This window comes from Neisseria dentiae, assembly GCF_024580525.1.
GTDB classification, from domain to species: Bacteria; Pseudomonadota; Gammaproteobacteria; order Burkholderiales; family Neisseriaceae; genus Neisseria; species Neisseria dentiae_A.
Map to the genome: position 1 here is coordinate 37453 of NZ_JANIKQ010000011.1, position 26564 is coordinate 64016.

Consider the following 26564-nt stretch of genomic DNA (forward strand, 5'->3'; position numbering starts at 1 on the left):
TAGTGTATTTGGTTAAAAAGATGAAAAATATTTTTATTTTAGGCTCTTGTGTTAGCAGAGACGCTTTCTCATTAGATGAAGGAAATTTCTATAACATCATCTCTTATTTGGCACGAACCTCTTTTGCCAGCACTTTTCACAATCAATCCGTTAAAGATATAGACTTATCAAACATACCGTCATCATTTCAACAACGGATGGTAGAAAACGATTTATTAAAACAAACGGCTCATGCCTTAACGCATAGCGAATTTGATTGGCTGATTATCGATTTGATCGATGAGCGTTTTAATATTTTTGTTTCCGATAAGGAAGAAGTATTTACACTCTCTCCGGAGTTCTCGAATAACTGTATTTTTGATAAACCCGGTAGGGTACTTATTCCTAACAGCGATGAATTTCTTGAACGTTGGAAAAAGGGATGGGATAACTTTATCGATTTGGCAAAAAAGCATCAATTTTTGCATAAAATTATTTTAAACAAGGTATTTTGGACCAACCAAACCAGCTCTGGCGGACAAGTTGTTTCAGACTTATACCAATCTTGGATTGATGAAAACAACCGCTGGTTAAAAGAACTTTACTCCTATATAGAAAAAACAGGGGGCATCAAGATATTAGAATATCCCCAAGAGCTGTTTAAAGCAGATTCCGACCACAAATGGGGGCTTCAGCCTTATCACTACGCCAAACCGCTGTATCTGTATTTTCTAGACTATATAGGCCGTCTGAAAACCTATCAAAAGGCATTGGAAAACAATATTGTTTATACTGATTATTTACCGCTTGGTTTCGACACGCTGCCGATTAAAAGAAAAAATGATTCGGTATATCAACCTTTAATTTTTCAAGGCGGTGAGCACGACTGCATAGTGAGTATTGATATTGCGTTTGCTGCAAATAAAATGGCCGGTGAAAAAGATTTACTGCATACGCTGAGATATGAGCCGGAACAATCTGAATGGTATTCCGAACAAAAATATGCCTATTCCGATTTTGAAGAAATTGGCCATTTCAAATATATAGGCACCCAACCTTATACTGTATATAACCGCGAGATTAAATTCAGAATACCGGCCAATACACGTGCATTTTTTTCCATTCAAGAATTTTATCCAAAAGGAAAAAATGTAATCTTGGAAGCAGAGATCAATAAGGTTGATAAATGAAGATCTACCTGATCAGCGACACATTAACCCAAACATCTCTACAGGGTGAAAATACGGCAATAAAGAGCAGTTGGTTTTCTCTCAATAAAAACCATAATGCAATCTTATTGGTCGAGTCCGCCTGGAGCGGCTATAAAAACCGCTGGAAATTCAAAATCGCCTCCTATCCCGACCACCCCAAACGTACCAACGAAAAACTGGTGCGTTTGGTTCAGGCCGCAAAAGATAAGGGGATTCCCACCGTTTTTTGGAATAAAGAAGATTCGGTTCATTTCGACCGCTTTATCGATTCTGCCAAACATTTCGACCATATTTTTACTGTGGATGAAAATTGTGTGGAGTGGTATCGGGCGGTTGTGCCTGCTTCAACCACGGTTGATGTGGCGATGTTTCCCGTCCAGCCCCGTATTCATAACTATCAAGGGTTTAACTTCCGGCAATTGGAGGCGAATTTTGTCGGCAGTTTCAGCAGGCATATCCACGGCAAACGCCGCGAACGTCAGGAAATGTTGTTTTCTGCGGCTTTGAAGGTGGGTTTGCCGGTTACGGTTTTCGACCGCAATTCAGACAGAAAATCAAGCAACTACCGTTATCCAGGGCAGGAATTCGGCCTGAAAATTATGCCGGCTTTAGATTATGCGCAAACCGCCGATATCTACCGCCATTTTGCAGTGTCGCTGAATGTAAACACGATTGAAGATTCGCCCACTATGTTTTCACGGCGGGTGGTGGAAATTTTGGCCTGCGGCGGCATTTTGGTTTCCACTCCCGGCATGGCGATGGATAGGTTGTTTAAAGATTATTGCCATATCGTAAACAATGAAGATGAAGCTGTGGCTTTGTTTGAACGTTTGAAGCACGGGCCGTCTGAAAATGATTTGGAAATGGCCAAAGCGGGGGCGGATTTTGTTTTGAACAACTTCACCTGGCAGAAATTTTTAGAAAAAATACAATCTGTTATTGCTGCGACAAAATAAAATGTTTTTTTCAAGCTTCGGGCTGTGGCGCCAACAAAAATCCCTGCATGTTTTCCTTCACCCTGCCAAACAGGTTGAAGGAAAATTTCTATTGTGGGGCAAGAAACATGCCAAACGGGAATATTGGATACGTTCGTTTTTAAAAAAACCTATTGTGTATCTTGAAGACGGCTTTCTGCGCTCGCCCGGTTTGGGCGTGGCTGGCTGGCCGCCGTTTTCTATGGTGGCGGATGATTTGGGTATTTATTACGACACCACCCGCCCTTCCCGTTTGGAAGCGTTGGTTTTGGCGGCGGATCAGATGCCGTCTGAAACTTTGGCCGATGCCGAACAAGCGGCTAAATTAATCGTTGCCCATGGCTTGTCGAAATATAACCATGCGCCTGATTTTTCGTGGGATTTGTTTCAGGCCGGGCATTCCGGCACCGCGTGCGTGCCTGAATCTGCGTATGGCAAATTAAACGAAGCAGATACAAAGCGGGATACTCGGGTCAAGCCCGAGTATGACAAAAATAAATGTCTCAGGCCGTCTGAAAAAGAAACCGTGTTGGTTATCGACCAAACCTACGGCGATATGGCGGTGAAATTTGGCGGAGCCGACGAGCAAACGTTTGCACAAATGTTTCAGACGGCCTTAGCCGAAAACCCCGATGCCGAAATCTGGGTAAAAACCCACCCCGATGTGTTGAGCGGTAAAAAGCGCGGCTATCTCACTGATTTGCCGCAAACGGAAAACGTGCACCTGCTGGCAGCCGATGTCAACCCGCTGTCGTTGCTCGCGCAGGCAGACAAAGTATATTGCGTTACTTCGCAGATGGGCTTCGAGGCTTTGCTGCTGGGCAAGCCGGTGGCGGTGTTCGGGCTGCCGTGGTATGCGGGCTGGGGGGTTACCGACGACCGCCATGCGGGCGTGAAAACCTTGCGGCAGCAGGGCCGCCGTGCGCCGCGCTCGCTGATGCAGCTTTTTGCGGCCGCCTATCTGCAATACAGCCGCTATATCAACCCCAACACGGGCGGAGCGGGTACGGTGTTTGATGTGATCGGTTATCTGGCCGCCGAACGCCGCCGCAACGAAAAACTGCGCGGCAATCTTTACTGTGTGGGCATGTCGTTGTGGAAACGGGCGGTGATGAAGCCGTTTTTCAATGTTCCTGCCTGCCGCCTGCATTTTGTTTCGTCGCTGAAAAAACTGCGTGAAATGCCGCTGCCTGCCGATGCGCGGCTGTTGGTGTGGGGCTACGGTAGACGCGAATTGCTGGATTTTGCCGCCGAGCGCGGCCTGCCTGTTTTGCATATGGAAGACGGCTTTATCCGCTCGGTGGGCTTAGGCTCGAATCTGGTGCCGCCGCTTTCGCTGGTTTGCGACGATATGGGCATTTATTTCAGCGCAGAAAAGCCCTCGCGATTAGAATATATCCTGCAAAACCAAACGTTTACCGAACAGGATTTTCAGACGGCCTCGTTGCTGCAAACCGCGCTCACCGAAGCCGGCATCAGCAAATACAATGTCGGCGGCGGCGCGCTGGCTATTCCGCCCGATGCGGGCAGGGTGCTGCTGGTGCCCGGCCAGGTTGAAGACGATGCCTCGATACGCCACGGCTCGCCCGAAATCCGCAAAAATTTGGATTTATTGAAAAAAGTGCGCGGGCTAAACCCCGATGCCTACATTATTTACAAACCGCATCCTGATGTGGTGAGCGGCAACCGCACCGGCCATATTGCCCCCGAAGAGGCCGCACGCTATGCCGACCAAACCGTTACCGAATGCGATATCACTACCTGCCTGCAACACGCCCACGAAGTGCATACCCTCACTTCGCTTTCGGGCTTCGAAGCCCTGCTGCGCGGCAAAACCGTGCATTGCTACGGCCTGCCTTTTTATGCGGGCTGGGGTTTAACGCACGACCACCTGCCAATTCCCCGCCGCACGCGCAAACTGGCCTTGTGGCAGCTGGTGGCGGGCACACTGGTTTATTACCCCGATTATGTTTGCCCCGAAACCCGCCGTTCGGTTGATGCGCAAACCGCCGTGGACATTCTGCGCCGGCAGAAAGCGCAACGGCAGGGCGGCGCGCCGCTGAAAAAAAGCTTCGCCGCCAAGCAATGGGGCAAGCTCAAACAGCTTCGCGTGTTAATGAAATAAAATATATATTTATAGTTATTTAACAAACAATAAATCAGGTAAAATAGCGCCTTGGGAGATTTGCTGCCTTTCGCAGAAACGGCGGCATAAATGGCTGCAATTTTTTTTCAGACGGCCTGAGATGTTTGTAAGTTATTGAGGCCGTCTGAAATGTTTATTCTCCGTCATACTCGGGCTTGACCCGAGTATGACGGGAATGAGTATGACGGAAATAAGCATTCAGGCCGTCTGAAAACACCGCATACCAAGCGCGCAAACACCGTTCACGTATTCACAACAATAAACAAACCGCATGGAAAACACGTTTATTCCCAGCTCGCTGGAAGAGCTGGTCGGCAAAAATTCGCGCATCTTGCTGTTGCAGGGGCCGATCGGGCCGTTTTTCAAAACATTCTCGCAATGGCTTGTCGAGCATCATCACAAAACCGTTTTTAAATTGAATTTTAACTACGGCGACGAAACGTTTTACCCGCTGCATATCCCCCGCACCTTTGCCTATCGCGACACTTATCAGGCATTTCCCGCCTTTTTGGCATCATTCGTGCAGGAAAACCTTATCGATGCCGTTGTGTGCTTCGGCGATTCCCGCCCCTACCACATCGCCGCCAAACAGGTGGCCGAAGATTACGGCCTGAATTTCTGGGCGTTTGAAGAAGGCTATTTCCGCCCGTTTTATATCACGCTGGAACAAAACGGCGTAAACGCTTTTTCGCCGCTGCCGCGCGATGCCGCCTTTTTTCAGACGGCCTTTCCGAAACTGCGGCAGCAGGAATACAGCGAACCGCCCGCCGTGCCCGGCGGCTTTCTGCCCATGGCCAAATGCGCGGTGTGTTATTACGCCGCAGCCAACCGCCACCGCAACCGCTATCCCCACTATATCCACCACCGCATCAACAGCCTCACACACTACATCGGCGCTTGGGCGCGCTCCGGCATCAAACGTGCCGTTTATATGCTGCAAGACCACAACTTCGGCCGCGAAGTGGAAAGCGGCAAATACGGCCGGTTTTATATTCTGCCGCTGCAAGTGTTTAACGACAGCCAAGTGCGCATACACAGCGATTTTTCGTCGGTGCAAAACTTTTTGCTGCATATTCTCACTTCGTTTGCCGCCCACGCGCCCGACGATACCAACCTGATTGTGAAACACCACCCGATGGACAGGGGCTTTACCGACTACCGCAAAGACATCAACCGCTTTCTCCAACAACACCCCAAGCTCAAAGGGCGTATTTTTTATGTGCATGACGCACCGCTGCCCGTTTTCCTGCGCTACGGCGCCGGCATGGTTACGCTCAACAGCACCAGCGGCCTCTCTGCGCTGATTCACGGAATGCCGGTTAAAATCATCGGCCGCGCCAGCTACGATATTCCCGGCATCACCTTTCAGGGCAGCTTGGCCGAGTTTTGGAAACACCCTGTGCCGCCCGACGAAGGTTTGTTTCATGCCTACCGTATGTATCACATCAACACCACCCAGATTAACGGCAGTTTTTACAGCGAAGTGCGCTTTCCCGAAATCGGCGGCGGCGGAACACCCGCACCGTAAGTTATTTCTTCTTTACAAAATACCGGTAACAGCCGCACAATCCGCAATCGGTGTAGTTTAGGCCGTCTGAAATACCAGATTTTCATCATACTCAGGCCAGGCACGAGTATGACGCAGTTTTGAATTTTTTAGATGCCCGAAGCATCCAAGCGCCGTTTGGGCATTTCAGACGGCCTAAACCCGCCGCTTTCAAACCACCATAAGATTCTGCCTTAACCTTACCCTTTTTAATACATGGTTTCCCCTGCTCCCGCTTCCCCGGACCGGCTCGGCTCAGGCTGGATGATTATCGCCGCCGTCGGCTTCACCCTGATGAATTTCTGGGTGAAAGCCGCTGCGCAAACCTTCGGTTTCGGCGCAGGCGAGCTGGTTTTCTGGCGCATGGGCTTTGCCGCGCTGTTTCTCGGCATCACCGCCAAAATGCAAGGCAAAACCTTTGCCACGCCGCATTGGCGCGCACACTTAAACCGCAGCGTTTCCGGCACACTGGGCATGTTTTGCATTTTCTATGCCGTGATGCACCTGCCGCTGGCAACCGGCGTAACGCTGGGCTACACCTCTTCGATTTTTTTGGCGGTGTTATCGTTTGTGGTGTTGAAAGAACGGGTGTCGGCCTACACGCTGGCGGTGTTGCTGCTGGGCTTCGGCGGCGTGGTGCTGTTGCTCAACCCCTCTTTCCGAAGCGGGCAGGAGCTGGCCGCTTTAGTGGGTTTGTGCGGCGGCCTGCTCGCCGGTTGGGCCTATTTGCAGGTACGCGAACTTTCGCTCTTGGGCGAGCCGGGCTGGCGGGTGGTGTTTTACCTTTCGCTGGTGGGCATGGCCTTATCGGCGGTGTGGGCAAGCCTTACCGGCTGGCACCCGCTAACCGCCGCCGCCCTGCCCTATCTGATCGGCATCGGCGCTTCGGCGCTGGTGGCCCAACTGTGCCTGACCCGTGCCTACAAGGTCGGCAACAAATTTACCGTGGCCTCGCTTTCCTATTTAACAGTGGTGTTTTCGTCGCTGGCCGGCGTTTGGTTTTTGGGCGACAAAATCAGCTGGCAGGAAGCGCTGGGAATGGGTATTATTGTGGCAAGCGGTATTTTAAGCAGCATGAAGCCGTCGTGGTGGCGGCGAAAATCCCCATAACACTAAGGAGTGTCATCATGATTTCCATCAGAGAGCAGGCCTACGGTTTGAATGTGGCGCTGTATAACGAATTTACGCTGGAAGATTTCTACGAATTCGAGCGCGCCGCTTTGGAATGCACACAGAAAGTCCACCGCCCCGATATGCTGCTTGATTTAACCATGCTGAAAGATTTCACCATCGATATGGCGGTGGAACAGCTCAAATTCATGCGCGAACACGAAAACGATTTCGGCCGCATCGCCATCGTGGTTGACGATGTTTGGATCAAACTCGGCACCCGTCTCTCCAGCCTGATCACCCAGCAGCACCCGAAATATTTCGATGATGCCGCATCCGCACAGGCTTGGTTGCAGGAAGCGCAACCGGCATAACCCGCCTTCAAAAACAACAGGCCGTCTGAAACACCGGATTATGGTTTCAGACGGCCTTTTTATAGCAAAACTACTTGCTTAGTAACCCCGCTCCGTCATACTCGGGCTTGACCCGAGTATGACGTGCGTACTTTTTCTTAAACTGCTTTACCATAATGCCCTGCAAGATAGGCCGGAACTTTTGCCGTTACGAAACATCAGTAACTGTTAGGCAGGCCATTATGGCCGTCAAAAACAAAGGAAACCGTATGGATAAAACTTACCCGCACCTTCAGGTTGCGTATGACCCGCAACACAAAGCCGCCTGGGTGGCGATGGCGGCGCAACCCGTGCCGTGCTTCACGCAAACGCTGCTGCACAGCCTGCTGGCGTATTTCGGCGACGTACGTGCCGAAATCGATGCAGGCGGCCGCGAATACCGCTATATCGTCGGCACTTCCGGCGTGCCGGGCGTGTATAACCTCGGCGGCGATTTACGGCTGTTCGCACAGGCGATCGTGCGCCGCGACCGCGACACCCTGATGGCCTATGCCGCCGACTGCATCAAAGTATTATACGAAGTGATGACCCATCTTAGCCGCGAGCTGACCACCATCAATCTGGTTGAGGGCGACGCGCTGGGCGGCGGTTTCGAGGGCGCGCTGGCAGGCAACGTGCTAATAGCCGAAAAAGGTGTGCGCATGGGGCTGCCCGAAGTGCTGTTCAACCTTTTTCCCGGCATGGGGGCTTATTCCATGCTGTCACGCAAAGCGGGCGGCAGCGTAGCCGAAAAAATGATGATGGGCGGTGAAATCTATACTGCCGAGCAACTTTACGAAATGGGCGTGGTGGACATTCTGGCCGAAAAAGGCGAAGGGCGGCAGGAAGTGCTGCGCTATATCGAACGTGCCGAAAAATCACCCAACAGCTACCGCGCCATGCGCCGGGTGAAAGATTACTGCAACCCCGTTTCCTATCAGGAGCTGTTAGACATTACCACCATCTGGGTCGATGCCGCACTCAACCTGACCGAGCGCGATTTACAGGTTATGTCGCACCTGCTGCACAAACAGGGCAATAAATTCGCCGGATAATGCACCGCTTGAAACCTTTACAGAGACCCCGAGACCTTTGCAAAACCCCCATCTGCGGCGCATTTCTGCGTTGTGCGCTGCTCACTCGCTTGCCTAACTTCATGTTATGTCTGCGCTCGCTGCGCTGCTACGCCTTGAACTGCATCCACATCTGGAGGTTTTGCAAAGGTCTCAGGTGTAGGAAAAGGTCGGGTTGTTTACACAACAGGTTGAGAATGAAGCCTGTAAAACCTCAAAAGGGGTGTCGCCTTTCAGGCTCTTGTGGGGCTTGACGGTGTTATAAAAGTTAACAAAACGACATAACTCTTTTTGCCGGTGTGCCGAATCCTTAAACGGATGCTTGTCATGCCGCATTTCCATTAAGGTACGGATAACCCGCTCGGCTTTACCATTGGTTTGCGGCCGGGCAACACGGGTGAATTTTTGGCTTATGTTGTTTTGCACACAGGCAATGCCAAACGGGTGCCCCGCATTGCCGCGATATTCGACACCGTTGTCGGAATAGGCGCATTCGATGGTATAGGGACAACAATCTGTCACATCGCGCAAAAGAAATTTGGCTGCGCCGGCTGCTGTACGGTCCGGCAATATTGCAGCATACGGCTCACGGGAAAAATCATCAATGGCAACAAACAGATAATCCCGAGGGTCGGTTGCTTTTTGGTTTTGTAGCAAAGGCAGCCGTTTGGTATCGAAATGAACCATTTCGCCGGGATAGGATTTGTTGTAACGCTTTGCCTGTTTTTTGAGTTTCTCTTCGATTTCCCGCTCAACTTTAGCCAGGCGTTTCATGCCGTATTTGGCTTGTTTAAAGCGGTTGTTGGTGCTTTTTTGCGGGGTGGGCAGCCGCAACCGGGCAGCTTTGAGTATGCGGTAAATCGTTACTCTGCTGACACGGTATTGTTGTGCCAACGAAGTTACACTGATTTTGTCTTGTGTATAAGCGCGCCAAATGGCCTGGCGGTTATGCGGGGTTAGCCGGGTATTTTTATGGATGTTCATGCAGTATTGTCTTTCAAATACTGTAAACAACGCTAGCTTTTCCTACATCTCAGGCGTCTGAAAACCGAAATATTTTCAGACGGCCTTTAAACGGCTTCCGCATCCCAAAAAATATCTAGTTAACTAACCCAAAAAAAGCAAATTAGACAAAAAGTCTTAAAACTTATAAAAATATCCGGACAAAAACAAATTTTTCATAATTTATTGCCGTTTTGTCTGATTTATGTATAATCACCGCCATATCCACCCCTACCGAAACAAAATTAGACAAAGGCATCCCATGCAATTAGACATCGACCGTTTAATCGCCTATTTCGGCGGCGTAAACGCACTGGCCGAAGCCCTGAAAGCGCACGATCCCGAAAATGCGGCGAGCACGGCGGCCATCTACAAATGGCGCACCCGCGGTTCGCTGCCGCTGGCACAACTGCAAAAACTCACCGCCCTGGCCGAAGCACAAGGCCGTCCTTTGGATTTGAACGCCTTTTTACAGCAACAAACCTCGTTGGAGAAACAAACCATGCCACAAAACAACCGCGTTATCATTTTCGACACCACCCTGCGCGACGGCGAACAGTCGCCCGGTGCCGCCATGACCAAAGAAGAAAAAATCCGCATCGCCCGCCAATTGGAAAAGCTGGGCGTTGATGTAATCGAAGCCGGTTTCGCCGCCGCCAGCCCCGGTGACTTCGAAGCCGTGAACGAAATCGCCAAAACGCTCACCCGCGCCACCGTCTGCACGCTGGCGCGCGCGGTTGAAAATGACATCCGCAAAGCAGGCGAAGCCGTTGCCCCCGCCGCCAACCGCCGCATCCACACCTTTATCGCCACCAGCCCCATCCACATGGAGCACAAGCTGAAAATGAAGCCGGCCAAAGTGGTGGAAGCCGCCGTTAAGGCCGTGAAAATCGCCAAAGAATATACCGACGACGTCGAATTTTCGTGTGAAGACGCACTGCGTTCCGAAATCGGCTTTTTGGCAGAAATCTGCGGTGCCGTAATCGAAGCAGGCGCCACCACCATCAATATCCCCGACACCGTCGGCTATTCGATTCCCCACAAAACCGAAGAATTTTTCCGCGAGCTGATTGCCAAAACCCCCGGCAGCGGCAAAGTCGTGTGGTCGGCACACTGCCACAACGATTTGGGGCTGGCCGTCGCCAACTCGCTGGCCGCATTGAAAGGCGGCGCACGCCAGGTAGAATGCACCGTAAACGGCTTGGGCGAACGGGCAGGCAACGCATCCATCGAAGAAATCGTGATGGCTCTGAAAACCCGTAACGACGTTTTCGGTTTGGAAACCGGCATCGACACCACTCAAATCGTGCCCTCTTCCAAACTCGTGTCCACCGTAACCGGCTATCCCGTGCAACCCAACAAAGCCATCGTCGGCGCCAACGCTTTCGCGCACGAATCGGGCATCCACCAAGACGGCGTGCTCAAACACCGCGAAACCTACGAAATCATGTCGGCCGAATCGGTGGGCTGGGCAGCCAACCGCCTGAGCTTGGGCAAACTTTCCGGCCGCAACGCCTTTAAAACCAAACTTGCCGATTTGGGCATCGAACTGGGCAGCGAAGAAGCCTTAAACGCCGCTTTCGCCCGCTTCAAAGAGTTGGCCGACAAAAAACGCGAAATTTTCGACGAAGACCTGCACGCGCTGGTTTCCGACGAAATGCACAGCCTCGCCCAAGATGCCTATAAATTCGTTTCGCAGCGCATCACCACCGAAACCGGCGAAGAGCCGCGCGCACAAATCGTATTCAGCGTGAAAGGCGAAGAAAAACAGGCCGAAGCCACCGGCTCAGGCCCCGTTGACGCCATTTTCAAAGCCATCGAAAGCGTGGTGAACAGCGGCGCCACCCTGCAAATTTATTCGGTAAACGCCGTAACTGAAGGCACCGAAAGCCAAGGGGAAACCTCCGTGCGCCTCGCACGCGGCAACCGTGTGGTGAACGGCCAGGGTGCCGACACCGATGTGTTGGTCGCCACCGCCAAAGCCTATCTTTCGGCCTTAAGCAAACTGGAATTCAGCGCCGAAAAAGTGAAAGCACAAGGCGATATTTGAGTGTGAAGGCATATTGAAAACAGGCCGTCTGAAACGTTTCAGACGGCCTGTTGTTTTATAAAATGCCGGTTCAACCTTGAAAATGTTTGCACTCTGATACTTTTGCAAGTTGTTCAGGCCGAGACCTTTGCAAAAAGTCGATTCGTTCCTGAAAAATGCTTGTATTCCGTCATACTCGGGCTTGAGCCGACTATCTGTTATTTCTTTTGAAACAGAAAGATGCTCGGGTCAAGCCCGAGTATGACACAAAGGTTTCAGGCCGTCTGAAAGCCTTCAACTTGCTTTCAGACGGCCTTTAACGTTATGCAGAGATTCAACAAGCGGCTCAAACCGCAGCGGTGCGCTCTTCCAACCACACACGCGCTGCGCCTTCCACCAGCGGCAGCAGTTTTTCGCGCACTTCAGCGTGGTAGCGGTTCAGCCACTCGGTTTCGGCGGCCGTCATCAATGCCGTGTCCACCAAGCGGGTGTCGATCGGGCACAGGGTAACGGTTTCAAAACACAAAAAGCTGCCGAACGCGGTTTCGGCGGGGTTTTCCACCGGTTGGTTGACCACCAGGTTTTCAATGCGTATGCCCCATTGCTGCGGGCGGTAAAGGCCGGGTTCGTTGGAGCTGAACATACCCGCTTTCATGGCGTGATTGGGGTTGGGGGCGGCGTGGTAGGAAATCACCTGCGGCCCTTCGTGCACATTGAGGAAGTAGCCCACGCCGTGCCCCGTGCCGTGGCCGTAGTCGCATTGCGCCTGCCACATGGGCGCGCGGCAGATGGCGTCGATTATCGGTGCGGGAATATTTTCGGGAAACACCGCCTGCGCCAGCGCGATATGGGCTTTGAGCACCAGCGTGAAATCGCGTTTTTGCGCGGCGGTAGGCGTGCCGACAGGCATCACGCGGGTAATGTCGGTGGTGCCGCCCTGATATTGGCCGCCCGAATCAATCAGCAAGAGGCCGTTGCCGCTGATGACGGCGTTGGCCTCGGGCGTGGCGCTGTAATGCGGCAGCGCGCCGTTGGCATTGTAGCCGGCGATGGTGTTGAAGCTGGGTGAGATAAAATGCGGGCGGCGGCTGCGGTGCGCCAGCAGCAGGGTATCGATGTCCAGCTCGGTAACGGTTTCGCCGTTTGCCAGCTTCTGCTCCAATTCGGCGAAAAATCCGCACAAGGCCGCGCCGTCTTGGCGCATGGTTTCGCGGATATGGGCAATGTCGGCGGCGGATTTGATGGATTTGAACAGGGTTGAGGGGTTGATGCTTTCCACCAACCGCACGCTGTCGGGCAGTTGCGCTAAGGTGCTTACCGCCGTTTTGGCGGGATCGAGCAGCAGGCTGCCGCCAATCTGCGACAAGGCCGCCGCCGCTTCATGATAAGCAGCGGTGCCGATGCCGGCTTCGGCCAACACGGCGCGGGCGGCAGGCGTTAAGGCTTCGGGCGCCACAAACAGCGTGGCCTGATTTTGTCCGATCAGCAGGTAAGACAAAAACACGGGATTAAACGGTACGTCGCTGCCGCGCAGGTTGGTAAGCCAGGCGGTGTCGTCCAACGAAGAAATCAGGTGGTAATCGGCACCTTTTTCTTGCATGGCCGCGCGCACCCGCGCCAGTTTTGCCGCAGCACTTTCGCTCACAAAGGCGGCATCATGTGGGTAAACCGGCGATTGCGGCAAGGCGGCGCGATTTTCCCAAATGGCGGCGAGAATATCGCTGCTGTGAACCAAGCTGATGTTTTTTGCCGCAAACGCGCTTTCCAACTGGCGCTTGGCAGCCAGCGACAGCATATCGGGCGCCACGCCTACGCGGGCGTTTTCAGGCAGGCTTTCGGCCAAATCTTCCACATGGGTTTTGCCGAAACCGAGCTTTTGCAGGGCGATGCCGCTGCCGGCAAGCTGCTGCGCGGCCTGTTCCCAATAGCGGCTGTCCGCCCACAAATCGGCGCTGTCTTTTTTCACCACCAGCGTGCCAACCGAGCCGGTAAAGCCGGAAACATACACCCGCGCCTGCCAGTGCTGCGGCAGGTATTCCGACAAATGCGGGTCGGCCGAGGGGATAATCCACGCATCGAACGCTTGCGCGCTCATGGCTTGGCGCAAGGCGGCCAAACGTTGGGAAGGCGTATTCATACTTAACATTCTCCGGGAAATGATATTTTCTACAATTAATCTGCGGTGCGCATCAATCCACGCCTTTGAGCAGGCGGTTCAGCACCGGCACCAACGCCAGCAGCGCCGCGCCCGTTGTCAAACCTGCCGTGCCGATCAAACGGTAAAACGAAGCGGCGGTTTCCACCGAAAAATATTCTTTAAACAGCAAACCGCCCAGCGTAAACCCCAGCGACAGGGCCAAAAAATTCAACGCCACCATTTGGGTTTTGAAGTGGGACGGCGCAATTTTGGTAGCCAGCGACAGTGAAATCGGCGAAATCAGTAACTCGGCGATGGTGATACCCAAAATCACCAGCGCAAACACTGCCAGCGGCATCACCGCGCCCGATGCGATAAACGGCACGAAACACCAATACGATGCGCCCAGCACCATCACCGATAATGCGAATTTCAACGGCGTTTTCGGCTGCTTTTCGCCCATTTTCGTCCACATCGCCGCCATCAGGCCGGAAAACAGCACCACCCACAGGCTTTGCAGCGAATCTTTCCACGATACGGGAATGGTGAAACCGCCGATGTTGCGGTTGGCCGTTTCGTCGAAATACACCGTAACCGACGTAAACACCTGAAACCACAGCGCCCAAAAAATGCAGATCACCGCAAACAGCGGGATATAGGCGGTGATGTAGCGCTTGTTTTGCGCTTCCACGCCCGAGCCGCCGAGCAGGCGCACGAAATAAATCAAAGTGGCCAGAATCACGGTACCCAGCAGCACTTTCGAGAAATTATCCAAATTCAGCCATCCGGCCCACACCGAAACCGACAAGGCCGCAACCAAAGCCGCCGCCACAGCGGCCACCGTTTTGCCTTGGCCTGCGGGCAGCGGATACGGCGCAGGCGTGGGCGGCAGCGATTTGCGTCCGCGCGCATATTGCAGCAGGCCGAACGCCATGCCCACCGCCGCCGCGCCGAAGCCGTAATGAAAGCCCAACCGGTTTTGCAGCAGGCCGGTCAGCAGCGGGCCTAAAAAACCGCCGATATTGATGGAAATATAAAAAATCGAGAAACCGGCATCACGCAGCGGGCGCAATTCTTCGCTTTCATACAGCGAGCCTACCATCGAGCTGGCCGACGCTTTCACGCCGCCGCTGCCCAGCGCAATCAGCACCAAACCGCACAGCAAACCAGCCAAGCCCGGAATCACGGCCAGCGCGATATGCCCCGCCATCACCATAATGCCCGAATAAAACAGCGTGCGCTCCGCGCCCCACAAACGGTCGGCCAGCCAACCGCCCAAAATGGTGGAAAGGTAAACGCTGCCGCCGTAAGCGCCGACGATACCGCCCGCCACCGCCTTATCGATGCCCAAACCGCCTTCGGTGGTTTGATAATACAGATAAATCAGCAGGATGCCCTGCATGCCGTAAAACGAAAAGCGCTCCCACAGCTCAATCTGAAACAGCGAGGAAAGCTGCCACGGGTGCCCGAAAAACTTGCGTTCGCTCTCTAAAGGTTTACCCATCATTTTTCTCCTCAAAGCGGTTGTATCGTGAAACAAAACCAACTTAATTGTTATTGTTGAGACCTTTGCAAAACCCTCAGATGTGGATGCAGTTCAAGGCGTAGCAGCACAGCGAGCGCAGACATATCACACGATAGGCAAGCGAGCGAGCAGCGCACAACGCAGAAATGCGCCACAGATGAGGGTTTTGCAAAGGTCTCTGTTTTACTGTAATTTAACAGATAACGCATATACGGAACAATTCGTTTTTCCGTTAAACGGGGCCGTCTGAAAAACCTAACCGCTGATGTCTTCCAAGCTGCGGCCTTTGGTTTCCTCTCCCAGCAGCACAATCACCGCCGCCACCGCCACCAGCACGGCGGTAAACATCACGAAAATCCGCCCGAAACCGTTTTCGCCGCCCATCATCGCCGCTACTGCCATCGGCGCCACGATACCGCCGATGCGCCCCACCGCGCCCGCCCAACCCGAGCCGAATGCGCGGAAACGCACCGGATAAAGTTCGGGCGTGTAGGTATAAAGCACGCCCCATGCACCCAGGTTGAAAAACGACATCCAGCAGCCCCAAAAAATCACCTCCGCCGCCGATGCGCTGTGGCCGAAGAAATAGGCGCACACCGCACAGGCAAACAGAAAGCCCGCCAGCGTGGCTTTACGGCCGATTTTTTCCACCAGCACGGCGGCGGCGAAATAGCCCGGCAGCTGCGCCAGAATCATCACCAACACATACTCAAAGGTTTTCACCACCGTATAACCCTGTTCCACCAGCAACTTGGGCAGCCAAGTAAAAATGCCGTAATACGAAAACACAATGCCAAACCAAATCAGCCACAGCATCAGCGTGCGCCGGGCAAACGGCGGCTGCCAAAGCTGTGCGAAACGCACGTTTTCGCGGGTTTCCACGCCCGCCACTTCGGCCGTTTGAACCGCCGGCAGCCCCGCTTCGCGCTCTAAGGCGCACACGATTTCATGGGCTTCCCGCACTCTGCCTTTATGAATCAGATAAGGCACCGATTCGGGCAGTTTTTTCCACACATAAAACGCATAAAACACCGGCAGCGCACCGATTAAAAACGCGCTGTGCCAGCCGTATTGCGGAATGAAAAAATACGACACCAGCGCCGCCGCCAGCCAGCCCAGCCCCCAAAAACTCTCAAGGAGCACGATAAACCGCCCGCGCACTTTCGGCGGCGCATATTCGCTCACCAGCGACACCGCCACGGGAAGCTGCCCGCCCAAGCCAAAGCCCACCCAAAAGCGGAAAAACAGCAGGCTGGCCAAATCCCACGACACCGCGCACAAACCCGTTGCCACGCTATACAGCAGCATGGTGCCGGCAAACACGTTTTTGCGCCCGATGCGGTCGGCCATCCTGCCGCTCAACACCGCACCCAGCGCCATGCCGATAAAGCCGGTGCTGACAATCCAGCCCAACCCTGCGGGCGACAGTTGCCACTCTTCGCCCAAAGTGGCCAGCACAAACGACACCATGCCGGTATCCATGGCGTCAAACAGCCAGCCCAAACCGATTAACACCAACAATTTATAGTGAAACCTGCCCACAGGCAGGTTTTGCAGGCGCGAGAGAATATCCATGATCCCTTCCCTTAATTTGGCTTGTGTGCGGCAAACATTTTCCCATATCCAAACCGAACCGCAACCGCTTACAGCCAAAGACCTTTGCAAAATTCCTTTCAGCATCTTAAAACCCCTGCGTCATGCTCGGGCTTGACCCGAGCATCTTTTTGCTGCAAAAGAAATAACAGATACCCGGGGCAAGCCCGATAATGACGGAATCAAACATTTCAGACGGCCTCAATGAGTTTTGCAAATATCGGCAAAAATAAAGCCGTCTGAAAATACGGTTTCAGACGGCCTTATCTGTGCCAAACCCTTAGCAGTTTTTCAAACACCCACAACACGACCGCAGCGGGACGAAAATCAGATAATACCCAACGCTTTCAATCCGTTATACACACCGTCTTCCTCTACTGTCGGGCAGATATAGTCCGCCTCGGCTTTCAAATCGGGATGACCGTTGCCCATCGCCACGCCGAAACCCACGGCTTTCATCATCTCGATATCGTTCAAACCGTCGCCGAAAGCCATCACGTCCTGCATATCAATGCCCAGCTCGGCCACCGCCGTGCGGATACCGCGCGCCTTCGAACCTTGTGCATCGAGCATATCCACCGCCAATTCGTGCCAGCGCACGGTTTTGTAGCCGTGTTTCGCCGCTTCGGCCGCCACTTCCGCTTCGCGGTCGTCCGCATAAAAACCAAGCATCTGAAACACTTCGTTGCGGCGGTAAAATTCCTTGTCCACCGGGTGGTCGGGCAGAATATGCGCCATCGCTTCCTCCACCGTAGGCACAGGTTCGGAAACGGCGATGGTGTGGTCGGCCACAAACGCATAGGGAATACCCTCGCGGTCGAAATAGGCGCACATCGCATCCACCTTAGCGGTTTCCAACGGGCATTTTTGCAGCACTTCGCCGCGGTAGCGGATAAACTGGCCGTTAATGGTGAGCAGCAGATCCATGCCCGCTTCTTCCACCACGGCGCGCACTTTGGCGGGCATCGCGGCATACGGGCGGCCGGTGGCGATGGCGGTGAGAATGCCGCGCGCCTTCAACGCTTTCATGGCTTCGGCCACCGACGGACGAAGCGTGTCGGTGTATTTGCGGTAAAGCGTGTCGTCAATGTCGAAAAAGATGATTTTGGGAGTTTGCATAGCGTTTCTTTCTGAATGGGTTCCGGCAAACCGCCGGAAACCGCCAGTTTGCCCCGATACGCACCGCACCCGTTTGATATCGGGCAACAATCGTGCGGATAAGGCCTGAGCCTTTGCAAAATAACTGAAGGCCGTCTGAAAGCCGGCCAACCTTTTTCAGACGGCCTCCAACACCCTCACCGCCGCCTTACCCTGCTTGAATTTGGCTTTCAACAGCGGCGGCAGGGTTTCGTCGAAATACCATTGCCCGTCGGGCAGCGCCAGCGCACCGCCTTCGCAATGCAACACCACCGACCGCCCCGACAGATTGTCGCTTTCCACGATTTCGATTTTACGCGCCCTGCCCCAATCCGCCACCGGCAGATTGTGCGCCAACGAAGAGATACGGCGGTTTTGCACTTCGATGCCGTCCGCCGTGGCACAGCCGCCGTCGCAACGCCCCACTTCCTGCACAGGACACGGCACGCCTTTGGCATGGGTTTGCGGCAGAATATCGAGCGACGACGGGCACAAGCCGTGCGCCTGCGCCCACTCCGCCAGCGCGCGTTTGGCGGCTTTTTTGTGTATAAACAAACCGTTGGGCGGCTGCCGCCTGCTGCCTTCCGCCAGCGGCACCACCCGCGCCTGCAAACGCGCCTGCTCGTCGGGCGCAAACTGAACCGTTAAATAACGGTTGGCGCTTTCAGACGGCCTGATGCCGTATTGTTGTGCCAGTTGCGCTTTCAGCCACAGCGCATGAAGCGCCCCCAACGCCGGTATAAAACGCAGGCTGCCGGTTTCCAACACAAACGGCTGGTTCTTTTTAAGATGCAGCATCGCCGCCACTTCGGCAAACGCCTTTTCATGCACGCGGATATCCAGCGCACACCCCCTGCCGTCAAGCCAAACCGACACGCCCGGCGTATCGGGCAGCGCATAAACCTGCTCCGCCAAATCCGCCCCCAACCAAGCCGGCGGCAGCTTCGGATTCATCAGCGCGCGGCAGTGGTTTTCCCATTCGCCGCCCTTCTCCGCCAAGCTGGCCTCCAAAAAATCGGCCAACGCCAACACATCGGTCATCGCACGGTGGCGGCTTTCCGCCCGAATACCGAAACGCTCGATGATGCTGTCGAGATTATGCTTGTGAAACTGCGGATAAAGGCGGCGCGACAATTGCACGCTGCACAAAGCCGGCGCGGCGAAATCCACGCCCGCACGCCGGAATTCGTGGCACAGAAAGGTGTAGTCGAAACGGCTGTTGTGCGCCACCAGCAGCGAGCCGCGCAACAGCGGCAGCAATTCGGCCGCCAAGTCGGCAAATAGCGGCGCACCGGCCACCATCTCATTACTGATGCCGGTTAAACGGGTAATAAACGCCGAAAGCGGCTGCTGCGGGTTCACCAACCATTCGTGCCGCTCTGCCCTGCCGTTTTCAAAGCGCAGCAACGCCACCTCGGTAATGCGGTCTTCAAACAGATTGCCGCCCGTCGATTCGATGTCCACCACGGCCACCGACACGCCCAAACGGCCGAAACACGCCGCCAACAGCGGCCAACGATCAGAGGCTTGCGCCATCATATTTCCGATTAAATTCAAATAACAGGCCGCCATTCTACACTTTTTCGCCGGGTGCTGCTTGACAGCATTAACCGTGATTCCTATAATACGCATCTTTCACGCACCCGTAGCTCAGTTGGATAGAGTATCTGGCTACGAACCAGAGGGTCGGGCGTTCGAATCGCTCCGGGTGCGCCACAGTTTATTTATCCGCGCCCATCGTCTAGCGGTTAGGACATCGCCCTTTCACGGCGGTAACCGGGGTTCGATTCCCCGTGGGCGTGCCATATAAAAACAAAGCCCTTGAAGATTTCAAGGGCTTTGTTTTTTCATTCACATTCATTACCAAACAGGCCGTCTGAACCCGTTTTTCAGACGGCCTGCATATCTTCCCCAACCTTTCCGGCAAACGGCAGACTTTCTGCGCGGCATAATCGAAGCACACCATACCCGTTTGCACTTTGGCAATACTGCGGCCGTCGCTTTCGCGGCTGATGTGGTAAAGCAACGCAAAGCCGCTGCGGCCGATGTCGTCTGCGCCCATTTCCACCGCCAGCTCATCGCCGTGATGCGCCTGCGCCAAATACTGAACCGCCGCATCCGCCATAATCAAGCCTGCCCCGCCTGCATCCAGCTCGCTGAAACCGTGCCGCGCAAGCCAGCGCATACGGCACTCATGGCACAAACGCAACACCGCATCATTGGCCAGATGGTTGCCGTAATTGATATCGCCGATTTGCACCGTGAGGCCGGTGCGGAACAAAACCTTTTCAGGCAAAGGCAGATTGATGCGCGGCATAAAAACCCTCCAAACAAAAATAACAGCTTGAAACCATTGCCAACCGGCAACAGCCCAAAGCGTTATTGTAACGGATTCTGCACAAAAACCGCCCGCCTGCGCAACGCTTCTCTTCCGCCGCTTCCCACTTTCGGCGGCAGATTATTCAGACGGCCTATTTTTGTTGTCGCGTGTAGTTTTCAGGGCGAAACTGATATAATTTGCCTGTTATTCAATATTTCACCCAGATTTGGAGGATTTTCTATGGCACTCGTATCCATGCGCCAGCTGCTCGACCATGCCGCCGAAAACAGCTACGGCCTGCCCGCTTTCAACGTGAACAACCTCGAACAAATGCGCGCGATTATGGAAGCCGCCGACCAAGTTAACGCCCCCGTTATCGTGCAGGCCAGTGCCGGCGCGCGCAAATATGCCGGCGCGCCGTTTCTGCGCCACCTGATTCTGGCGGCCATCGAAGAATTCCCGCACATTCCCGTGGTAATGCACCAAGACCACGGTGCCTCGCCCGACGTATGCCAACGTTCCATCCAGCTCGGTTTCAGCTCGGTGATGATGGACGGCTCGCTGCTCGAAGACGGCAAAACCCCGTCCACCTACGAATATAACGCCGAAGTAACCCGCAAAGTGGTAGAGTTTTCCCATGCCTGCGGCGTATCGGTCGAAGGCGAAATCGGCGTTTTGGGCAATCTGGAAACCGGCGAGGCAGGCGAAGAAGACGGCGTGGGTGCGGCCGGCAAACTCTCCCACGACCAAATGCTCACCAGCGTGGAAGATGCCACCCGCTTCGTGCGCGACACGGGTGTGGACGCGCTGGCGATTGCCATCGGTACCAGCCACGGTGCCTACAAATTCACCCGCCCCCCCACCGGCGACGTTTTGCGCATCGACCGCATCAAAGAAATCCATGCTGCCCTGCCCAACACCCACATCGTGATGCACGGCTCCAGCTCGGTGCCGCAGGAATGGCTGAAAATCATCAACGAACACGGCGGCAACATCGGCGAAACCTACGGCGTGCCGGTGGAAGAAATCGTGGAAGGCATCAAACACGGCGTGCGCAAAGTCAACATCGACACCGACCTGCGCCTGGCCTCCACCGGCGCCATCCGCAAATTCATGGCCGAAAACCCCGCCGAATTCGATCCGCGCAAATATCTGGCCAAAACCGTAGAAGCCATGAAACAAATCTGTATCGACCGCTACACCGCGTTCGGCTGCGAAGGCCAGGCCGGCAAAATCAAACCGGTTTCACTGGAAAAAATGGCCGCCCGCTATGCCAAAGGCGAACTCAACCAGATTGTGAAATAAACCGCTCAAACACACACACGTTCTAACAAAACCAAAGGCCGTCTGAAACTTTTCAGACGGCCTTTTAGCACGGTTTTACACAGAATGAATAAAAAACCACACCGCAACCCCGAATCAGCAAATTCACGTTAAGCAACATTGCCCTGCACGGCCGCTTTTATTTAGAATTTTAAACATGATACTTATATCCCAAACTACCCTAAAAAATGGAGTGTCCATTATGAAAGCCAAATTATACCTATGCACAACAGCTATATTGATGCTCTCTGCCTGTGTAAATGTAATACCTCCAGATGAAGATGATCATTATGTATATCATGAGTATGACGTACCTTCGTCTCCCGGTGGAAGTTACTATGAGTATCATGAATACAAAACACCTCCTCGCGGTGATTATTATGAATATCATGAATACGGTGTTGACTGATTAAGTCGAATGCAAACCATTTAAAATGGGTTGTCAAAAAGTCAATAATGTCATACTTGACTTCGCCTCCCTTTCTTTAATGGAGTGCGAAATACCAGCTACCCCATCCAAACGGTTACCTGAACAATCAAGGTAACCGTTTTTTCATTTTAAGACGTGTTTCTCGTCCATATTTTCCACAATTAGCCCCTTTATCGGGGTGCCCATTGCCTTTTCAGGCAGCAGCAGGCACACGAAGCCTGTTGGCTGCCTTTAGCAGGTTCAGGCATACCGCTTTCAAATGGCTTTGCGCCAGCACTTTCCGTAAACCAAAATAACGCGCTCTTTTGCAGCCGAATTTCCAGTGCAGCGTACCGAAGGTTTGCTCGACCACATAGCGCACTTTCGACAGCTGCGTATTGCGCTGCCATCAGGGCATGAAAAAAGACAATAAGGTTAGGTTTATTAAAGATTATTTCTCTATTGAGAAGCCTGAATAGCACCCAAAATATCCCTTAGAGAGGTGCTACTCCAAAATAGCACCCATTTTGTCCCTTACGCCAAAATTTACACAATCCGACTTTTTCCAACAACTTGCTTAGTAGACATTCCGTTATGCTCGGGCCAAACCCAATTATCACACATGTACTTTTATTCAGCCGATTCACCGGATGCCGCCGCAAAAGCCTCCTGCAACACCCGAAGCGCCGCCTCGGTTTTGGCCGACTGCACGCGATAGGAAGTTACGGCGTAAAGATTCACCACCGGCAGCGACCATTCCGGCAGCACTACGGCCAAACGCCCCTGCCGCACATACTGCCGCACCTCCCCTTCCAATTGCAGCGACAGCCCCACGCCGCCCGCCGTGAGCGAACGCACAGTGGCAAGCTGGTTGCACGGCATACTGTCGGCAATGTCGAGCAGATAGCTTTCCGTGCCGTGCCTGAGCGTGATGCGTACCGGCAGAAAATGCAGCCAGCGGTGGCCGTGAAGCTGCTCCGGGCGCGTTATCGGCGGATGCTGCGCCAGATAATCGGGTGCCGCGCAAATCTGCCACGGCCACGCCACCAAATGGCGGGCAATCAAATCGGGGTTGTCGAGCGAATGCTCGCCGCCGCGTATGGCGATATCGATGCCGCCCTGCTGCAAATCGAGCAAACGGTCGCCCACGTGCAGCACGGGGCGGATATTCGGATATTCGCGCTGCAAACGCTTCAAGGCCGCCTGAAACATTTGCGTGTCGGCAATGCCCGACGTAATCGCCAGATGCACTTCGCCCGCCGCCTCGGTTTTCAGGTTGTCGAGCGCGGTTTGCGTGTCGGCAAGCGTGCGGCGCAAACGGCCGCAATGCACGGCCAGCGCCCGCCCCGCGTCGGTGGGTGCCAGATGGCGGGTGCTGCGGTTGAGCAGCTTCACGCCGTGCAGGCTTTCCAAACGGGTAATGTGCTGGCTGACTGCGGAAGGCGTCATGCCCAGTGCGGCGGCGGCGGCGTTCATGCTGCCGTGTTCGAGCACGGCGGCAAACACCAGCAGCGGTTTGATGTCTTGCATTTTTCAGACGGCCTCAACATTGTTTAGTTAAGCTTAAAAATATAATCAGTAAATCAGGGATTATCAAGCGCTTCAAGCGGCCTTATACTGCACCTGTCTTAACAAACAACATCCAAGAAAGGAAACATCATGAAAATCGCAGTTATCGGTGCAACAGGTTATGTGGGCAATGCCGTGGTGCAGGAGCTGGCCGCACGCGGCCATGAAGTAACCGCTTTCGCCCGCAACACCGGCAAAGTGTTTCAAGCGCCCAACGTTGATGCCGTGGCCGCCGACGTAACCGCCGCCGACTTTGCCGGCCGTCTGAAAGGTTTCGATGCCGTGGTGAGCGCGTTCAACCCCGGCTGGAACAACCCCAATATCGGCGCGGACTTCACCCGCGGCGCGAATGCCATCGTTGAAGCCGCCAAAGCCGCGCAAGTGCCGTATCTCTTGGTGGTGGGCGGCGCGGGCAGCCTGTATGTTGCGCCCGGTCTGCAAGTGATTGACACCCCCGCTTTCCCCAAAGAAATCTACGACGGCGCCAACGCCGCCCGCAACCTCTTAACCGCCCTGCAACAACGCAGCGACGTTAACTGGGCATTCGTTTCCCCGCCCGCCCGTTTGGGTGCCGACGGCGGTTTCAACGAAGAGCGCACCGGCCGCTACCGTTTAGGCAAAGATGATTTGCTGATGGAAAGCAGCGAGGTGCCCGCCGGCATCAGCGTGGCCGACCTGGCCGTGGCCATTGCGGACGATGTCGAGCAAAAAGCGCACCTGCACCAACGCTTTACCGTTGCGGCCGAATAATCCGCCGTTATGCTCAGGCCGAGACCTTGGCAAAAATGCCTTAAGGCCGAGACCTTTGCAAAAATACCTTAAGGCCGTCTGAAATGCTTAAATCCCGTCATTCCCGCGCAGGCGGGAATCCAGATGGAAATATTGAAGTATTGATTAAACAAATACTTGGATGCCAAGCGTCTGGATTCCCGCCTGCGCGGGAATGACGGAGTTCAGCTTTTTTAGATAGCAATTTGAATTTTGCAAAGGTCTCAGGCCGTCTGAAATACCCAAACGCCGTCATGCCCGGGCTTGACCGGAGTATCTGCTGCTTCTTTATAAACAATAAGATACCCGGGCCAAGCCCAGGTATCTTGCAACCACTTCAACACTCGAAACGGGTCTTGCAAAAATGCAGCCCTTTCCAAGCCTAACCGCCGGCTACTTCAACATATTCTTAATCACGCCCATCACACTGCGGGAAATGGCGCGGGTAACCTGTTTGTTGATTTGGTTGCCCACCGAATCGGCCAAATCATAGGCAACGCCCTGGTTGGCCTTTTTGCGGCTGCCGAACAGTCCGCCCAAAAAGCCGCCGACCACGCCGTTTTGCTGCGGTTGCGCAGCGGCGGTTTTTTCGGCTTTGGCCTGCTCTTTGGCGGCGGTTTCCGCAGCTTCGGTTTCGGCCTGTTTGGCTTCCAACTCTGCCAGCGCTTCATAGGCCGAATAATTGTCTACCATATCTTTATAGTGGCGGTACAAAATATCGCTTTGGTATTTGGCATCGCGCTCGGCGGCGGGCAGCGGGGTCAGGTTGGATTGCGGCGGCAGCACAAAAGCACGCTCCACCGGCGCGGGCATGCCTTTTTCGTCGAGAAACGATACCAGTGCTTCGCCCACGCCCAATTCGGCAATGGCTTCGGCCACGTTAACGTTGGGGTTAGTGCGGAAGGTTTCGGCAGCGGCTTTCACGGCTTTCTGATCGCGCGGGGTAAACGCGCGCAGGGCGTGCTGCACGCGGTTGCCGAGCTGGCCGAGAATGGTGTCGGGCAAATCAAGCGGGTTTTGGGTAACGAAATACACGCCCACGCCCTTCGAGCGGATCAGCCGCACCACTTGTTCGATCTGCTCCACCAGCGCAGACGGGGCGTTGTCGAACAGCAAATGCGCTTCATCGAAAAACATCACGAATTTGGGCTTTTCCAAATCGCCCACTTCCGGCAGGGTTTCAAACAGTTCGGCCAGCATCCACAGCAAAAACGCGCTATACATGCGCGGCGAGCGCATCAGCTTTTCGGAATTCAAAATGTTGATTACGCCTTTGCTGCCCTCGGTCTGCATCCAGTCTTCAAGATTCAAGGCCGGCTCGCCGAACAGGTTTTCGGCGCCTTCGTTTTCGAGCGTGAGCAGTTGGCGCTGCACCGCGCCCACGCTGGCGGGCGATACGTTGCCGTATTTGGCACGGTATTCGGCGGCATTGTCGGAAACGTGTTTGAGCAGGCCGCGCAAGTCTTTCAGGTCGATTAAGTGCCAGCCGTTGTCGTCGGCCACTTTGAACACCAGATTAAGCAACCCTTCTTGGGTGTCGTTCAGATTCATCAGGCGCGCCAGCAGCATCGGCCCCATTTCGGAAATGGTTACGCGCACGGGAATACCGGTTTCGCCGAACACGTCCCAAAAGCGCACGGGAAAACTTTGCAGCCAGTCGGCACCCAAACCGAATTCGGCGATGCGCTCGCCCACTTTGCCGCTGTTTTCACCGGCATTGGCGATGCCCGACAAATCACCTTTCACGTCGGCCAGAAACACGGGAATACCCGCGCCGCTGAAGGCTTCGGCCATACGGCGCAGGGTAACGGTTTTACCCGTGCCCGTGGCACCGGCGATCAAACCGTGGCGGTTGGCCATTTTGCCTTGGATTTCAAGCGTGTTGCCGCCTGCGCGGGCGATTGGGAAGGTGGTCATAACATTTCCTTACTGATAGTGTGATAGATGTGGGCGTATTGTCTTATGAAACACCGCCGCGTGCAAATATGGCGAGGCCTTTGCAAAAACACCCTCAAGGCCGTCTGAAAACTTAACGCAGACACACGGTTTCCGCCCCTGTCCGTCATTGCCGGGCTTGACTCAAGTATCTTGGATTTCGGCAACATGAGATACTCGGGTCAAGCCCGAGTATGACGCGTGTACTTTTTATTAAGTTGATTCGCTATAGTTTGGCTAATAAACTGCCGCCATAAACCTTACCAAGGTCTCAATTTTTATGATGTTGATGTACAACAGTTTTAACCCAGATGCAGACACAGAATAGAAAAGAAGCCGTCTGAAAATTTCAGACGGCCTTAAAAAATAAAATCGATGAAAAGGAA

General features: G+C 54.0%; 19 protein-coding genes, 2 tRNA genes and 4 pseudogenes. 14 read left to right on the forward strand and 11 right to left on the reverse strand.

Annotated elements, in window-relative coordinates; translation table 11 throughout:
- Positions 1-20: 20 nt before the first annotated feature.
- From NQ012_RS07820 to NQ012_RS07855, 8 genes and pseudogenes are all read left to right on the forward strand, one after another.
- On the forward strand, positions 21-1169 hold the full coding sequence (locus tag NQ012_RS07820) for a DUF6270 domain-containing protein (RefSeq protein ID WP_257067046.1): 1149 nt from the start codon (positions 21-23) through the stop codon (positions 1167-1169).
- A complete protein-coding gene (locus NQ012_RS07825; protein ID WP_257067047.1) occupies positions 1166-2146 on the forward strand; it encodes a CgeB family protein in 981 nt (326 codons plus the stop codon). The genes NQ012_RS07820 and NQ012_RS07825 overlap by 4 nt, the downstream gene beginning before the upstream one ends.
- Positions 2147-2237: 91 nt before the next feature.
- Positions 2238-4289 (forward strand): capsular polysaccharide biosynthesis protein, encoded by a 2052-nt coding sequence (locus tag NQ012_RS07830; RefSeq protein ID WP_445013495.1) that lies wholly within the window; start codon positions 2238-2240, stop codon positions 4287-4289.
- Between the two features lie 292 nt (positions 4290-4581).
- Positions 4582-5838 (forward strand): capsule biosynthesis protein, encoded by a 1257-nt coding sequence (locus NQ012_RS07835; protein WP_257067049.1) that lies wholly within the window; start codon positions 4582-4584, stop codon positions 5836-5838.
- A gap of 234 nt (positions 5839-6072) precedes the next feature.
- On the forward strand, positions 6073-6966 hold the full coding sequence (locus tag NQ012_RS07840; protein ID WP_257067050.1) for a DMT family transporter: 894 nt from the start codon (positions 6073-6075) through the stop codon (positions 6964-6966).
- Positions 6967-6983: 17 nt separating this feature from the next.
- Positions 6984-7340 (forward strand): SpoIIAA family protein, encoded by a 357-nt coding sequence (locus NQ012_RS07845; protein ID WP_257067051.1) that lies wholly within the window; start codon positions 6984-6986, stop codon positions 7338-7340.
- Between the two features lie 248 nt (positions 7341-7588).
- Positions 7589-8413 carry a crotonase/enoyl-CoA hydratase family protein gene (locus NQ012_RS07850; protein ID WP_257067052.1) on the forward strand — a complete coding sequence of 275 codons (825 nt, stop codon included), beginning with the start codon at positions 7589-7591 and terminating at the stop codon, positions 8411-8413.
- A 37-nt stretch (positions 8414-8450) separates the two neighbouring features.
- Positions 8451-8594, forward strand: a pseudogene (locus NQ012_RS07855) (lipoprotein signal peptidase).
- Here NQ012_RS07855 and NQ012_RS07860 read toward each other — a convergent pair.
- Positions 8585-9415: an integrase core domain-containing protein gene (locus tag NQ012_RS07860; RefSeq protein WP_257067053.1), complete on the reverse strand. Its 831-nt coding sequence runs from the start codon at positions 9413-9415 to the stop codon at positions 8585-8587. The pseudogene NQ012_RS07855 and the gene NQ012_RS07860 overlap by 10 nt on opposite strands.
- Before the next feature lie 280 nt (positions 9416-9695).
- On the opposite strand from NQ012_RS07860, the gene NQ012_RS07865 reads away from it, so the two are divergent.
- The gene (locus NQ012_RS07865) at positions 9696-11483 is read left to right on the forward strand and encodes a 2-isopropylmalate synthase (RefSeq protein WP_257067054.1); all 1788 of its coding nucleotides are present in this window, start codon (positions 9696-9698) and stop codon (positions 11481-11483) included.
- Between the two features lie 325 nt (positions 11484-11808).
- Here NQ012_RS07865 and NQ012_RS07870 read toward each other — a convergent pair whose 3' ends face one another.
- The 6 genes and pseudogenes from NQ012_RS07870 to NQ012_RS07895 form a co-directional block, all read right to left on the reverse strand.
- Positions 11809-13599 carry an aminopeptidase P family protein gene (locus tag NQ012_RS07870; RefSeq protein ID WP_257067055.1) on the reverse strand — a complete coding sequence of 597 codons (1791 nt, stop codon included), beginning with the start codon at positions 13597-13599 and terminating at the stop codon, positions 11809-11811.
- A gap of 52 nt (positions 13600-13651) precedes the next feature.
- Positions 13652-15106: an oligopeptide:H+ symporter gene (locus NQ012_RS07875; RefSeq protein WP_257067056.1), complete on the reverse strand. Its 1455-nt coding sequence runs from the start codon at positions 15104-15106 to the stop codon at positions 13652-13654.
- Positions 15107-15153: 47 nt separating this feature from the next.
- A pseudogene (locus NQ012_RS07880) lies at positions 15154-15296 on the reverse strand (lipoprotein signal peptidase).
- Between the two features lie 83 nt (positions 15297-15379).
- Complete coding sequence (locus NQ012_RS07885) at positions 15380-16699, reverse strand: MFS transporter (protein WP_257067057.1); 1320 nt, start codon at positions 16697-16699, stop codon at positions 15380-15382.
- Positions 16700-17044: 345 nt separating this feature from the next.
- Positions 17045-17836: a Cof-type HAD-IIB family hydrolase gene (locus NQ012_RS07890; protein ID WP_257067058.1), complete on the reverse strand. Its 792-nt coding sequence runs from the start codon at positions 17834-17836 to the stop codon at positions 17045-17047.
- Positions 17837-17992: 156 nt separating this feature from the next.
- Positions 17993-19390, reverse strand: a complete 1398-nt coding sequence (locus NQ012_RS07895; protein ID WP_257067059.1) for an exonuclease domain-containing protein — start codon at positions 19388-19390, stop codon at positions 17993-17995.
- A gap of 103 nt (positions 19391-19493) precedes the next feature.
- On the opposite strand from NQ012_RS07895, the gene NQ012_RS07900 reads away from it, so the two are divergent.
- Positions 19494-19570 (forward strand) — tRNA-Arg (locus NQ012_RS07900).
- Positions 19571-19584: 14 nt separating this feature from the next.
- Positions 19585-19659, forward strand: a tRNA-Glu gene (locus tag NQ012_RS07905).
- Between the two features lie 107 nt (positions 19660-19766).
- Here the strand turns inward: NQ012_RS07905 and NQ012_RS07910 are convergent.
- Positions 19767-20171 (reverse strand): annotated as a pseudogene (locus NQ012_RS07910) (acyl-CoA thioesterase); the annotation flags it as partial.
- A gap of 243 nt (positions 20172-20414) precedes the next feature.
- Here NQ012_RS07910 and fba point away from each other — a divergent pair.
- Both fba and NQ012_RS07920 read left to right on the forward strand, forming a co-directional pair.
- Positions 20415-21479, forward strand: a complete 1065-nt coding sequence (gene fba, locus NQ012_RS07915) for a class II fructose-bisphosphate aldolase (protein ID WP_085366093.1) — start codon at positions 20415-20417, stop codon at positions 21477-21479.
- A 220-nt stretch (positions 21480-21699) separates the two neighbouring features.
- Positions 21700-21906: a hypothetical protein gene (locus tag NQ012_RS07920; RefSeq protein WP_257067060.1), complete on the forward strand. Its 207-nt coding sequence runs from the start codon at positions 21700-21702 to the stop codon at positions 21904-21906.
- Between the two features lie 214 nt (positions 21907-22120).
- Here the strand turns inward: NQ012_RS07920 and NQ012_RS07925 are convergent.
- Positions 22121-22312 (reverse strand): annotated as a pseudogene (locus NQ012_RS07925) (transposase); the annotation flags it as partial.
- A gap of 224 nt (positions 22313-22536) precedes the next feature.
- Positions 22537-23436, reverse strand: a complete 900-nt coding sequence (locus NQ012_RS07930; protein ID WP_257067061.1) for a LysR family transcriptional regulator — start codon at positions 23434-23436, stop codon at positions 22537-22539.
- A gap of 129 nt (positions 23437-23565) precedes the next feature.
- On the opposite strand from NQ012_RS07930, the gene NQ012_RS07935 reads away from it, so the two are divergent.
- Positions 23566-24225 (forward strand): NAD(P)-dependent oxidoreductase, encoded by a 660-nt coding sequence (locus NQ012_RS07935; RefSeq protein WP_257067062.1) that lies wholly within the window; start codon positions 23566-23568, stop codon positions 24223-24225.
- A 411-nt stretch (positions 24226-24636) separates the two neighbouring features.
- Here the strand turns inward: NQ012_RS07935 and NQ012_RS07940 are convergent, their stop codons facing one another.
- A complete protein-coding gene (locus tag NQ012_RS07940; protein WP_257067063.1) occupies positions 24637-26160 on the reverse strand; it encodes a DUF853 domain-containing protein in 1524 nt (507 codons plus the stop codon).
- Positions 26161-26564: the final 404 nt, after the last annotated feature.

Excerpts from the sequence above, each read along its gene's own strand:
- NQ012_RS07820 (WP_257067046.1), top strand. The coding sequence starts at position 21 with ATGAAAAATATTTTTATTTTAGGCTCTTGTGTTAGCAGAGACGCTTTC.
- NQ012_RS07825 (WP_257067047.1), top strand. The coding sequence starts at position 1,166 with ATGAAGATCTACCTGATCAGCGACACATTAACCCAAACATCTCTACAG.
- NQ012_RS07835 (WP_257067049.1), top strand. The coding sequence starts at position 4,582 with ATGGAAAACACGTTTATTCCCAGCTCGCTGGAAGAGCTGGTCGGCAAA.
- NQ012_RS07840 (WP_257067050.1), top strand. The coding sequence starts at position 6,073 with ATGGTTTCCCCTGCTCCCGCTTCCCCGGACCGGCTCGGCTCAGGCTGG.
- NQ012_RS07845 (WP_257067051.1), top strand. The coding sequence starts at position 6,984 with ATGATTTCCATCAGAGAGCAGGCCTACGGTTTGAATGTGGCGCTGTAT.
- NQ012_RS07850 (WP_257067052.1), top strand. The coding sequence starts at position 7,589 with ATGGATAAAACTTACCCGCACCTTCAGGTTGCGTATGACCCGCAACAC.
- NQ012_RS07860 (WP_257067053.1), bottom strand. The coding sequence starts at position 9,415 with ATGAACATCCATAAAAATACCCGGCTAACCCCGCATAACCGCCAGGCC.
- NQ012_RS07865 (WP_257067054.1), top strand. The coding sequence starts at position 9,696 with ATGCAATTAGACATCGACCGTTTAATCGCCTATTTCGGCGGCGTAAAC.
- NQ012_RS07870 (WP_257067055.1), bottom strand. The coding sequence starts at position 13,599 with ATGAATACGCCTTCCCAACGTTTGGCCGCCTTGCGCCAAGCCATGAGC.
- NQ012_RS07875 (WP_257067056.1), bottom strand. The coding sequence starts at position 15,106 with ATGATGGGTAAACCTTTAGAGAGCGAACGCAAGTTTTTCGGGCACCCG.
- NQ012_RS07885 (WP_257067057.1), bottom strand. The coding sequence starts at position 16,699 with ATGGATATTCTCTCGCGCCTGCAAAACCTGCCTGTGGGCAGGTTTCAC.
- NQ012_RS07890 (WP_257067058.1), bottom strand. The coding sequence starts at position 17,836 with ATGCAAACTCCCAAAATCATCTTTTTCGACATTGACGACACGCTTTAC.
- NQ012_RS07895 (WP_257067059.1), bottom strand. The coding sequence starts at position 19,390 with ATGGCGCAAGCCTCTGATCGTTGGCCGCTGTTGGCGGCGTGTTTCGGC.
- fba (WP_085366093.1), top strand. The coding sequence starts at position 20,415 with ATGGCACTCGTATCCATGCGCCAGCTGCTCGACCATGCCGCCGAAAAC.
- NQ012_RS07920 (WP_257067060.1), top strand. The coding sequence starts at position 21,700 with ATGAAAGCCAAATTATACCTATGCACAACAGCTATATTGATGCTCTCT.
- NQ012_RS07930 (WP_257067061.1), bottom strand. The coding sequence starts at position 23,436 with ATGCAAGACATCAAACCGCTGCTGGTGTTTGCCGCCGTGCTCGAACAC.
- NQ012_RS07935 (WP_257067062.1), top strand. The coding sequence starts at position 23,566 with ATGAAAATCGCAGTTATCGGTGCAACAGGTTATGTGGGCAATGCCGTG.
- NQ012_RS07940 (WP_257067063.1), bottom strand. The coding sequence starts at position 26,160 with ATGACCACCTTCCCAATCGCCCGCGCAGGCGGCAACACGCTTGAAATC.